The organism is Lapillicoccus sp. (assembly GCF_025353065.1).
In the GTDB taxonomy this organism is placed as follows: domain Bacteria; phylum Actinomycetota; class Actinomycetes; order Actinomycetales; family Dermatophilaceae; genus Lapillicoccus.
Genome location: NZ_JANXRJ010000085.1, coordinates 1 through 10,693 on the forward strand (window position 1 = coordinate 1; position 10,693 = coordinate 10,693).

At 69.9% G+C, this 10,693-nt stretch carries 11 protein-coding genes; 7 read left to right on the top strand and 4 right to left on the bottom strand.

Going from position 1 to position 10,693, the window contains the following annotated elements; all coding sequences use genetic code 11:
* A partial coding sequence (mgtA, locus tag Q0R63_RS07210) for a magnesium-translocating P-type ATPase (RefSeq protein ID WP_295695785.1) occupies window positions 1–2,402 on the top strand: 2,402 nt, incomplete at its 5' end.
* Here the strand turns inward: mgtA and Q0R63_RS07215 are convergent.
* Together Q0R63_RS07215 and Q0R63_RS07220 are read right to left on the bottom strand one after the other, a co-directional pair.
* Window positions 2,332–3,267, bottom strand: coding sequence for a universal stress protein (locus tag Q0R63_RS07215; RefSeq protein WP_295695787.1), 936 nt, complete (start codon window positions 3,265–3,267; stop codon window positions 2,332–2,334). The two genes, mgtA and Q0R63_RS07215, sit on opposite strands and share 71 nt — an antisense overlap.
* Window positions 3,268–3,273: 6 nt before the next feature.
* Window positions 3,274–3,867, bottom strand: coding sequence for a hypothetical protein (locus Q0R63_RS07220; protein ID WP_295695789.1), 594 nt, complete (start codon window positions 3,865–3,867; stop codon window positions 3,274–3,276).
* A gap of 145 nt (window positions 3,868–4,012) precedes the next feature.
* Between Q0R63_RS07220 and Q0R63_RS07225 the strand changes: the two genes are divergently transcribed.
* From Q0R63_RS07225 to Q0R63_RS07250, 6 genes are all read left to right on the top strand, one after another.
* Window positions 4,013–5,761, top strand: coding sequence for a GAF domain-containing sensor histidine kinase (locus Q0R63_RS07225; protein ID WP_295695791.1), 1,749 nt, complete (start codon window positions 4,013–4,015; stop codon window positions 5,759–5,761).
* A 158-nt stretch (window positions 5,762–5,919) separates the two neighbouring features.
* Entirely contained in the window at window positions 5,920–6,525 is a 606-nt protein-coding gene (locus Q0R63_RS07230) for a CBS domain-containing protein (protein ID WP_295695805.1), read from the top strand.
* Window positions 6,522–7,214 carry a response regulator transcription factor gene (locus tag Q0R63_RS07235; protein WP_295695793.1) on the top strand — a complete coding sequence of 231 codons (693 nt, stop codon included), beginning with the start codon at window positions 6,522–6,524 and terminating at the stop codon, window positions 7,212–7,214. The genes Q0R63_RS07230 and Q0R63_RS07235 overlap by 4 nt, the downstream gene beginning before the upstream one ends.
* An 82-nt stretch (window positions 7,215–7,296) precedes the next feature.
* Complete coding sequence (locus tag Q0R63_RS07240) at window positions 7,297–8,166, top strand: aldo/keto reductase family oxidoreductase (protein ID WP_295695795.1); 870 nt, start codon at window positions 7,297–7,299, stop codon at window positions 8,164–8,166.
* 280 nt (window positions 8,167–8,446) lie between these two features.
* Window positions 8,447–8,920, top strand: a complete 474-nt coding sequence (locus Q0R63_RS07245) for a pyridoxamine 5'-phosphate oxidase family protein (RefSeq protein WP_295695797.1) — start codon at window positions 8,447–8,449, stop codon at window positions 8,918–8,920.
* A gap of 85 nt (window positions 8,921–9,005) precedes the next feature.
* Window positions 9,006–9,431 carry a pyridoxamine 5'-phosphate oxidase family protein gene (locus Q0R63_RS07250; protein ID WP_295695799.1) on the top strand — a complete coding sequence of 142 codons (426 nt, stop codon included), beginning with the start codon at window positions 9,006–9,008 and terminating at the stop codon, window positions 9,429–9,431.
* Window positions 9,432–9,545: 114 nt separating this feature from the next.
* Here Q0R63_RS07250 and Q0R63_RS07255 read toward each other — a convergent pair whose 3' ends face one another.
* Both Q0R63_RS07255 and Q0R63_RS07260 read right to left on the bottom strand, forming a co-directional pair.
* Window positions 9,546–9,890, bottom strand: coding sequence for a hypothetical protein (locus Q0R63_RS07255; protein ID WP_295695801.1), 345 nt, complete (start codon window positions 9,888–9,890; stop codon window positions 9,546–9,548).
* Between the two features lie 580 nt (window positions 9,891–10,470).
* Window positions 10,471–10,693: hypothetical protein (locus Q0R63_RS07260; protein ID WP_295695803.1), on the bottom strand; the 223-nt coding region annotated here is incomplete at its 5' end.

The window sequence follows — 10,693 nt, forward strand, 5'->3', positions numbered from 1 at the left end:
TGTTGCGGCACACGGCCCTCGTCCTGCGGGACGGGGGCCTCACCCGCGTCGACGTCACCGCGGTCGTCCCCGGTGACGTCGTGCACCTCTCGGCCGGCGCCCTGGTGCCGGCCGACCTGCGACTGCTCACCGCGGCCGACCTCGAGTGCGACGAGGCCGTCCTCACAGGGGAGTCCGAGCCGGCGGAGAAGGCGGTCCCCGTCGACGGCGTCGTGTCCGGCGACGGGGGCACCGGGGACGGCATGGCCACCTGCACCGCCTTCATGGGGACCATCGTCCGCGGGGGGACCGGCACCGGCGTGGTCGTCGCGACCGGCGGCCTCACCGAGTTCGGCCGGATCGCCCTCGGGCTCGGCGAGCGGGAGCCCGAGACCGAGTTCCAGCGCGGCCTCCGCTCCTTCTCGCTGCTGCTGCTCCAGGTGGCGATCACCCTCACCGGACTCATCCTCGTGACCAACCTCCTCCTCCACCGGCCGATCATCGAGTCGCTGCTCTTCTCCCTCGCCATCGCGGTCGGCATCACGCCCCAGCTGCTGCCGGCCGTGGTCAGCACCAGCCTCGCCGTCGGCGCCCGCCAGCTCGCCCGACGCAAGGTCCTCGTCAAGCGCCTCATCTGCATCGAGGACCTCGGCGACATGGACATTCTCGTCACCGACAAGACCGGCACGCTCACCGACGGGGCGATCACCCTCACCGGAGCCATCGACCCCGACGGCGTTGCTGCGCCGCGGGTTTCGGAGCTCGCCCTGCTGGCGGCCGAGCTCGACCCCGACTCCGGGATCGGCAGCGGCGCAGCCGATGCGGACGGTGGCAGCGCGGCCAACGCGCTCGACGGCGCCCTCGCCCGTGCCGTGGCCGCCGGCCAGCGTCCCCGCGCACCCCGGAAGCGGCTGGCCTACCTCCCGTTCGACCACGAGCGCCGGATGGCGAGCGCCCTCGTCGCCGACTCGCACGGGGCACGGCGCCTGGTCACCAAGGGCGCCCCCGAGTCGGTGCTCGCCCGCTGTGTCGCTGTGCCCGAGGCGGCGCAGGAGACCCTCGACCGGTTGTTCGCCGCCGGCAGCCGCGTCGTCGCAGTCGCCAGCCGCGACCTGCCGCCGAACACGCCCACCATCGCAAGCTCGCCGGCCACATCCGCCACGCTCGACAGGACCGGCACCCTCGGCGCCCCGCTCGACCGGTCCCTCGAGCACGGCCTGACGCTCGACGGTTTCCTCGTCTTCCTCGACCAGCCCAAGGCCGATGCGGCGCCGGCGCTGGCTCGACTGGGCAGCCTCGGGGTCGCGGTCAAGATCGCGACCGGTGACAACGCCGTCGTCGCCGAACGCGTCTGTGCCGACGTCGGGCTCGCCGTCCACGGCGTCCTGACCGGGGTCGAGGTCGACCTGCTCGACGACGACTCGCTCGGGCGGGCGGCATACGTGACAACGGTCTTCGCTCGAGTCTCCCCGGAGCAGAAGGCGCGCGTCGTGCGCGTCCTGCGGGGGCACGGGCGCGCCGTGGGGTTCCTCGGCGACGGCGTCAACGACGCCCTCGCCCTCCACGGTGCCGACGTCGGGCTCTCCGTCGACACGGCGACCGACGTGGCCAAGGACGCGGCCGACGTCATCCTCCTCGAGAAGGATCTCGCGGTGGTGGCCGACGGGGTGGTCGAGGGCCGGCGGATCTTCGCCAACACCATCAAGTACGTCCTGATGGGGACCTCGAGCAACTTCGGCAACATGTTCAGCGCCGCCGCCGCGTCGGCCTTCCTCTCGTTCCTGCCGATGCTGCCGTCGCAGATCCTGCTCAACAACCTGCTCTACGACGCGGGCCAGCTGGCCATCCCCACCGACCGGGTCGACGAGGAGCAGCTGCAGGCACCGGCGCACTGGGACATCGCGATGATCCGACGCTTCATGATGTTCTTCGGGCCGCTCAGCTCGATCTTCGACTTCCTGACCTTCGCGGTGCTGCTCGGGCTCTTCCACGCCGGGCCGGAGCTGTTTCGCACGGGGTGGTTCATCGAGTCGCTCGCGACCCAGACCCTGGTCATCTTCGTCATCCGGACCCGCCGGCTGTCCTGGCGCAGCAAGCCGAGCCGGGCGCTGGTGCTCGCGAGCTCGGCGACCGTCGTGGTCGGGCTGGCGGTGACGCTCTCACCGCTGTCGGGGGTGCTCGGGTTCGTCGTGCCCCCTCCGCTGTTCCTCGTCACCGTCGCGGTGATGGCCGCGGCATACCTGGTGCTCGTCGAGGGGGCCAAGCGGATCTTCTTCGCCGACAAGGAGCCGGGCCGCCCGACCGCCCGGAGGCGGGACAGGCTGCACCGGCTCCAGCGGCGGGCAGCGGCGTTCAGTCACCGGGGCCCGTTGGCCGCACCACCGCGACCGGGCAGTGCGCATGGTGGAGCACGGCTTCACTGATTGAGCCGAGGAACATCCCGCGCACGCTGCCGAGACCGCGGCTGCCGACGACGACGAGCGTGGCCGTGGCCGACTCCTCGACGAGGGCCTGCTGGGGGTCGCCTGCCGGGACCAGGACCTGGACCGGGACCTGGGGGAACCGGAGACGCCACGGGGCGATCTGGGCCTGTATCGCGGCGATCTGGGCGTTGGCCGCTGCGGCCCGCACCTCGTCCGCGATGGCTTCGGTGACCCGCATGATCTCGACCGTGAGGTCGCCCGGCCAGGCGTGGACGACGGTGAGCGGCAGACCCTGGGCGTCGGCCCGGTCGAAGGCATAGGCGAGGGCGTCGTCCGAGGTGGGGGAGCCGTCGACGCCGACGACGATGCGCGGGGTGCTGCCGGTGACCGGCGGGAGGTCACGGATGACGACCACCGGGCAGGCGGCGTGGGAGGCGACCCGCAGCGACGTGGAGCCGAGCAGCGCTGCGCCGAGGTTGCCGTGCTTGCGCGCCCCCACGACGATGGTGTCGGCCCGCGAGGAGGCCGTGATGAGAGCGGTGGACGCGGGGGTGCCGAGGACGTCCTTTTCGGCAAGCACCTGCTCGGGAGCCAGGGCGGTCACCCTCGCGTGAGCCGCCTGGAGGACCCACTGCGGGTCGTCCCAGCCGACCGGGTCGACCGGCAGCACCGAGGCGCTGTAGGCCAGCACCTCGCGGGCGTGGAGGAGTTGGAGGGGGAGACCGCGCCGCTGCGCCTCGTCGATGGCCCAGTCGAGCGCGCGGTCACTGGCCTGCGAGCCGTCGACCCCGACGACGACCGGGCGGACGTCGGCGGGGTGGGGGACGGTGACGGCCGCGGCGGGCAGCTGTCGGGTGGGGGACATGTCAGATCACTTGAGCCAGTCGTGGCCGGCCACGATCGGGAGCCGCTCGTAGCGGCGTCCGAAGCCGAAGGTCTTGCCGGCTCCGATCAGGGTGAGGACCACGAGGCCCATGGCGTAGATGAGGTGTTCGTCCATGAAGAGGTTGTTGGCCGGGGGCAGGACCGCGCTCCACATGAGGACGAGCATGACGGCTCCGCTGATGGTGGCGATCCGCATTCCGATGCCCAGCATGAGGGCTGCGCCGATGCCGAGCAGGCCGAGCATGAAGAGCCAATCGGCCCAGGCGGCGCCGGCGAAGCTGTTGTAGAAGCTCGCGAAGGGTCCGCTGGCCGCGTGGCCGAGGAAGCCCGAGGTCGGGGAACCACCGTGGATCCAGGCCGCGTCACCGAAGCGGGTCACCGTCGTCACGGTGCCCTTGGTGACCTTGCCGGTGTCGAAGCCGAGGCCGAGGGCCTTGTCCAGGAACGCCCAGAGGAAGACGAAGCCGATGCTGAGGCGCATCGCGCCGGCGACCCGAGCCAACGCGGTCGTATGCCGCGTGGAGTCGACGCCGGTGGTGGTCCCCGGTGTGGTGGGGAGTGGGGCGTGGATGGTGCTCATGGTGGTCTCCGTCGTGGATGAGGGTGGTGCAGGTCGTTCGTCATGTTTGACAGGATCAGGTTCTGCCCACAGCGGATTCGTCGTTAGAGTCAAACGTCCTGTCCTTGGTGGGGGCTGCGGGTCGCCGCGCCGCCTACCATCGAGGATGACCACGCCCAACGCTGGACCACGTCCGCAGCCGGCGTGGCGGGGGATCGGCGGCCTCGACCTCGAGGACCTGCTGGACGAGCTGCGGGCCCGGGCCTCGGTCGCGCGCCGGTCGCAGGTGCGGATGAGCGACCTGCTCGACGCCGTCGTCGCGGTCAGTGCCGACCTGGATCTCGCGGAGGTGCTGACCCGGATCGTCGCGTCGGCGACGTCGCTCGTCGACGCCCGCTACGGAGCGCTCGGGGTGCTCAGCACCGACAGCGAGCACCTGGTGGAGTTCGTCACCCACGGGATCAGCGCCGAGCAGCACGAGCTGATCGGCGACCTGCCGCGCGGTCACGGCATCCTCGGCCTGCTGATCCGGGAACCCGAGCCGCGCCGGCTCGCCGACATCTCGAAACACCCTGACTCCTATGGCTTCCCGCCCAACCACCCGCCGATGCACACCTTCCTCGGGGTCCCGATCCGGATCCGCGACGAGGTCTACGGCAACCTCTACATGGCCGACAAGCACGGGGGCGGGGAGTTCACCGCGGAGGACGAGTCGGTCCTCGTCGCCCTCGCCGCGGCGGCGGGGGTGGCCATCGACAACGCCCGGCTCTATGACCTCGGGCGCCGTCAGCAGGAGTGGATCGAGGCGGTTGGTGAGGTGTCGCAGATGCTGCTCGAGCGCGAGGACGAATACGCCGCAACGACGCTCATGGCCGAGCACGCCCGGCGCCTGAGCACCGGCAGCTGCGCGATCCTTGCTCTCGCCGACGAGCTCAACACCCTCGTGGTGCGCGAGGTCTGCCACGTCGGCACCACCCCTGACGAGGTGCGGGGCAGCACGGCATACGTCGGGACGACCTTCACCGGGGCGCTCTGGGACACGGCGAGGCGGATCCGGCAGCCGACGATCCTGCTCGACGCCGACGAGGCGACGGCCGGGCTGCGCGAGGACGTGCGCCGGGTAGCGGGCGTGGTGGGCGACAGCCCGCTCGCGGTGCTGCCGCTCGCGCCGGGACGCGGCGACCTCGGTGTGCTCGTCGTGACGTGGGACCCCCTGGCCGAGGTGATCCCGGACGACTCCAGGCAGGCGCTGACGGAGTATGCCCAGCAGGCCGGGCTGGCCCTGCTCGCCGGGCGCGCCCACCGCGACCGGGCGCGGATGGTGCTGGTCGACGACCGCGACCGGATCGCCCGCGACATGCACGACCACGTCATCCAGCGACTGTTCGCGACCGGGCTCTCGCTGCAGGCGGCCGCCCGGATGACGGACCACCCGATGGTGGCGTCCCGGCTCGACGAGGCCGTCGACGCCCTCGACGCGGCCATCAAGGAGATCCGGCACGCGATCTTCGAGCTGCACCAGCCGGTCGTCGCGAAGTCGCCCGATGACGAGCTGATGGGTCTCGTCGCGTCCTTCTCCGACGGGCTGGGCTTCGAGGCACGGATGTCGCTCGAGGGGTCGATGGCGGCGCTGTCGGGCTCGCTGCGCTCGGACGTGCTCGCGGTGGTGCGCGAGGGGCTGTCCAACGTCAGCCGGCACGCGGCGGCGGGTCAGGCCGGGGTGTCGGTCGAGATCGGCAGCCTCGTGACGGTCGACGTCTACGACGACGGCTTGGGATGCGACCCGTCACAGGCGGCGAGCGGGCTGGTCAACCTCCGGGAGCGAGCGGTCGCGGCCTCCGGGGACTTCACGATCCGGCCGGTCGAGCCGACCGGGACGCGACTGCGCTGGCGCGCCCCGGTCCGCCCCCGATGAGCACTTGGCCCCTCGTTTGTCCGGTCGGGCCCGGTGGCACCACAGTTGTCCGGGACGTTGGTCCCGGGTCCCGCAGACGGGCGTCGTCGAGGCTGGAAACAGGGCTGTCCATCCCGGCCCCGTCGTCCTGAAGGAGTTCCATGCTGGTGCGCGAAGTCATGTCCAGTCCGGCGGTGACCGTGCCACACCGCGCGGCGCTCGACGTGGCGATTCAGATGCTGGCCCGAGGGGGCTACACGACGCTGCCCGTCGTCGACGAGCGCGGCGAGCTCGTCGGGATCGTGTCGGAGGCGGACCTGCTGAAGACCGCGCTCCCGCCCGACCCGCGTGCCCACATGCGTCCCCCGGCCACGGACGCGATGCGCCAGCCCACCTCGGTCGCCGACGTCATGACGCCGGACCCGCACACGACGACCCAGTCGAGCGACGTCGCGGACGTGGCCGAGATCTTCGCGCGCACCAGCTGGAAGAGCCTGCCCGTCGTGCGCGGTCGCGAGCCCGTCGGCGTGATCAGCCGCAGCGACGTCATCCGGGTCATGGCCCGCGGCGACGTCGACCTCGCGATCGAGGTCAACGCGGCGCTGCACGAGATGGGCGGCATGGCCGCCCACGCGAGCGTCGAGCACGGGATCGTCGAGATCAGCGGCACCGGCACGGCGCACCAGGGAGCCGCGGCGGTTGCGGTGGCCTCGACCGTCCTCGGCGTCCGCCGGGTGCAGCTGGCCCACGACGCTGACCTCGCACCGACGGAGCCGAGCCTGTGACCGTCACCGTGTTCCTGCTCGACGACCACGAGATCGTCCGGCGCGGCCTGCGGGAGCTGCTCGAGGCCGAGGGCGACATCGAGGTCATCGGCGAGTCGGGCTCGGCCGCGGAGGCGATCCGGCGGATCCCGGCACTGCGCCCCGACGTGGCGATCTTCGACGCCCGGCTGCCGGACGGCTCCGGCATCGACGCGTGCCGCGAGGTGCGCTCGGTCGACCCGCACATCAAGGGCCTCATCCTGACCTCGTTCGACGACGAGCGGGCCCTGACGACAGCGATTCTCGCGGGTGCGTCGGGTTTTCTGCTCAAGGACATCAAGGGCAACGGGCTGGTCGAGTCCATCCGCCGCGTCGCGGCGGGGGAGAACCTGCTGGACACCCCGGCGTACCAGAAGCTGCGGGAGCGCTGGCGGATGCACGGCTCGGCCGACCCGCGGCTGCAGCGGCTGACCCCGCAGGAGCGGCGGATCCTCGAGCTCATCGCGCGCGGGCTGACCAACCGGCAGATCGGCCTGTCGATGTCGCTGGCCGAGAAGACGGTGAAGAACTACGTCACCTCGGTGCTGACCAAGCTCAACATGGAGAGCCGCACCCAGGCGGCGGTCTTCGCGGCTACGGCTGACGGTCCGGGGCTGGGGCAGCCGACCCGACCCAGTCGTCCGAGCCGGGCGCGGCCGCTGCGGCCATAGGGGTGTGGCCGGTCGCTGGCCGATGGGGTGCTCGTGCAGCAGGGTGGAGTCTTCACGCGCACGAGCAACGAGGAGCACTTCCATGACGACGACCACCCTCCCCGGCGGCACCTTCACGATGGCCGAGGGCCTGACCGTCACCCGCGTGGGCTACGGCGCGATGCAGCTCGCCGGCCCGCAGGTCTTCGGTCCGCCGGCCGATCGCGAGGCAGCCGTGGCGGTCCTGCGCGAGGCGATGGAGCTGGGGATCACCCACATCGACACGAGCAACTTCTACGGGCCCTACATCACGAACGAGATCATCAAGGAGGCGTTGCACCCCTATCCCGAGGCGCTGCACCTCGTCACCAAGGTCGGGTCGCTGCGTGACGACAAGGGCGGTTGGCCCAAGGCAATGCGACCGGAGCAGCTGCGCCAGGCCGTGCACGACAACCTCGACCGGCTGGGGCTGGAGGCCCTCGACGTGGTCAACCTACGGGTCGGGGGCTTCGACAGCCCGACGCCCGGCTCGATCGCCGCGCCGTTCGCGGTGATGGCGGAGCTGCAGCAGGAGGGGCTGGTCCGGCACCTCGGCATCAGCACCGTGAACGCCGAGCAGGTCGCTGAGGCGCAGGCCATCGCGCCGATCGTGTGCGTGCAGAACTTCTACAACCTCGCGCACCGGGTCGACGACGAGCTCATCGACTCGCTCGCCAGGCAGGGCATCGCCTACGTCCCCTACTTCCCGCTCGGCGGCTTCACCCCGTTGCAGTCCGACGTGCTCTCGTCCGTCGCTGCGCGTCTGGGCACCGCGCCCATGGCCGTCGCCCTGGCGTGGCTGCTGCAGCGCTCACCCAACATCCTGCTCATCCCGGGGACCTCGTCCGTCGAGCACCTGCGGGCGAACGTCGAGGGCGCGGGTCTGGAGCTGTCCGAGGCCGACCTGGTCGAGCTGGAGGGCATGGCGGGCTGAAGCCAGCTGTTGTCCGTATGCCGGGTGGTCCCGGCTGCGACGAAGGACCTTCGGCTCTGGTGAGGCGGTCATGAGGCGGTCAAGGTCCCGGAAGGTTTGGAGCGTTGTCGCCCACTGGCCGCGCGGCACGAGATCCCTCGCGATTGTCGTGTGCTGGCAGCCGCCGCGTGAGTCGGTGGTCGGCTGCTCAACTTGACCCACCACCCGCTGATCAGTTGGTCCAAACTTCACGGCCGCTACCACGGTATGCAAGGTTCCGCGAGGCGTACGCTTTTCGCCCATGACCACCAGCATGGGCTCACCCGGGGCCGATGTCCTTCCGGTCGAGCAGTGTTGGCAGCTGCTCCACGATGCCGTTGTCGGTCGCCTCGCCGTGATCGTCGAGGGCAAGCCGGACCTCTTCCCGGTCAACCACGTGGTCGACCACGAGACCGTCGTCTTTCGTAGTGGCACCGGCACGAAGACCTTCGGGGCGTTGCGCGAAGCCGTGGCGTTCGAAGTGGATGGCTATGACCCTGATGGCACCTCGGCATGGAGCGTCGTCGTCCACGGGGTCGCGCACGAGGTCGCACGCGACGAAGAGATCGGTGCGGCCCAAGCCATGCCGCTGTTCAGGTGGCCGCGGGGACTTCGGCCCCACCTGGTGCGGATCGAACCGACCATCGTCGGAGGCAGACGAATCCATGTGACCGGTGGAAAGGGGCCGCGGCCCGCCTCGACGCTGTGTCCGGGATGCCCGGCGAGCCGGATGTGACCGCAGACGAGGTGTGACGGCAGCCGGTCGGTGGACGGGACCTTCGGCACTACCGGTCGGGGACCACCCGGGCAGACCGTGGGACATGACCATCACTCATGAAGCCGCCACCGAGATCCTCCCTGATGCCGTGTGCTGGCAGCTGCTGCGCGAGTCGGTGGTCGGCCGCCTCGCCGTCATCGTCGACCGCCAGCCCGACATCTTCCCGGTCAACCACGTCGTCGACCATGGGACCATCGTCTTCCGCAGCGGCACCGGGACGAAGGTCTTCGCGTCGTTGCACCAGGTCGTCGCTTTCGAGTGCGACGGCTACGACCCGGCCAAGGGTTCGGCCTGGAGCGTCGTCGTGCACGGCGTCGCCGCCGACATCCACGAGACCAACGAGGCCCTGCGCGCGATGACGCTGCCGCTGTTCCCGTGGCAGACCGGGCCCAAGCCGCGGTTCATCCGGATCGAACCGACCGAGATCAGCGGCCGCCGGATCCTCGTGGCTGGTGGCGTCACCGCCTGAGCGACTTGCAGCTCAGAAGTCCAAATCTCTGCCTCTGCCTCTGCCTCTGCCTCTGACGGGACGACTGACGTTGCCCGTGGGCACGTGTCTCGGCTCTCCGTGACACTTTGCCGGTCAGTGGTTGACGAGCCGAGCAGTCGCGGTTCTGACCGTGACTGCTGTAGCGGGGCCGGGCACGGTGACCGTATCGGGGATCGGTGCCCATGCGCCTCCGTCGATCCGGAAGTCGGCGCCGAACGTGGTGTCGACCCTCGAGCTGTTGACGCCGGCAGTGAGGTAGCGGTGGGTGATCGTCCCGGTGGGATAGACCCCGCCGAGGTAGGTCGTCGGACCGAACGTCTCGCCGTCGCCGAAGACGTAGGTGAAGTGGTCGAGCTTCGGTCTGATCTGGACGGCGTAGCCCAGGAGGTCGACGGTGTCGACCTCGCCCGGTTGGTATCCAGCCGTTGACCAGTTCACCTGGTAATACGTGTCCAGCCCGATGAGGGTGACGTTGCCTGCCGGCTGGGTCGTGACCTGAGTCTTCGCCCAGGGGGTGTGACGCGGGTGTGACGGAAGGCGTCGATGATCATGGCCATGGTCACGCGGGGACGACTTCCGGGGGCTACGTCTGCCCAACATGTAATGCCGATGGATGTCCAACCTGACACCTCACCCGTGGTTTGAACCGTTCTTTGCCAGATCCGGGTCAGCGGACCTGCGCCCTTCGTTGGATCGCTGCAACTCGTGATGGCGAGTGAGCACATTGCCTCTGCGGCCGGGCCACCTGGGGGTTGGATCGTGCAGGCCACCGTGGTGCCATATTCGTACCTTGGACCGGTGTAGGCGGCATCCACCGGAGAGTTACCTTTTTCGCCTGGGATGTTGGGGAGGTTGGCCACCGCCTCTCGACCCATGCCTGTGTCAACTCCTCCACCACCCGGAGTGCAGATATTTAGCCGCCCGCACCGGGTGCTCGGATCCGCATTCCCTGCTTGGCCCGGAACGAGGATGAGGCAAGAGACCATCAGGCCTATGCCGACGAGAATCCTCGCCTGCCTCATGCCACGCCCTGAATCTCTGCGATCTTCCACTGATTACTGGTCCAGGTCAGGAAAAAGGAATAGTTGCTACTGTCTGCCGGAACAGTTTCCACGACAGCGCCGTCAGAGCCGACGACAGTAGATGCTGGCGTCTTGGTACTCACAAACGTTTTTGCAGAGCCGCTGGAGAATGTTGCGATCGTGACATTTGTCGGCGTCACAAAATCGCCCTTATACACC

Coding starts and splice junctions, on each gene's coding strand:
- Q0R63_RS07240 (WP_295695795.1), top strand. CDS start 7,297: ATGACGACGACCACCCTCCCCGGCGGCACCTTCACGATGGCCGAGGGC.
- Q0R63_RS07215 (WP_295695787.1), bottom strand. CDS start 3,267: ATGTCCCCCACCCGACAGCTGCCCGCCGCGGCCGTCACCGTCCCCCAC.
- Q0R63_RS07250 (WP_295695799.1), top strand. CDS start 9,006: ATGACCATCACTCATGAAGCCGCCACCGAGATCCTCCCTGATGCCGTG.
- Q0R63_RS07245 (WP_295695797.1), top strand. CDS start 8,447: ATGACCACCAGCATGGGCTCACCCGGGGCCGATGTCCTTCCGGTCGAG.
- Q0R63_RS07230 (WP_295695805.1), top strand. CDS start 5,920: ATGTCCAGTCCGGCGGTGACCGTGCCACACCGCGCGGCGCTCGACGTG.
- Q0R63_RS07225 (WP_295695791.1), top strand. CDS start 4,013: ATGACCACGCCCAACGCTGGACCACGTCCGCAGCCGGCGTGGCGGGGG.
- Q0R63_RS07220 (WP_295695789.1), bottom strand. CDS start 3,867: ATGAGCACCATCCACGCCCCACTCCCCACCACACCGGGGACCACCACC.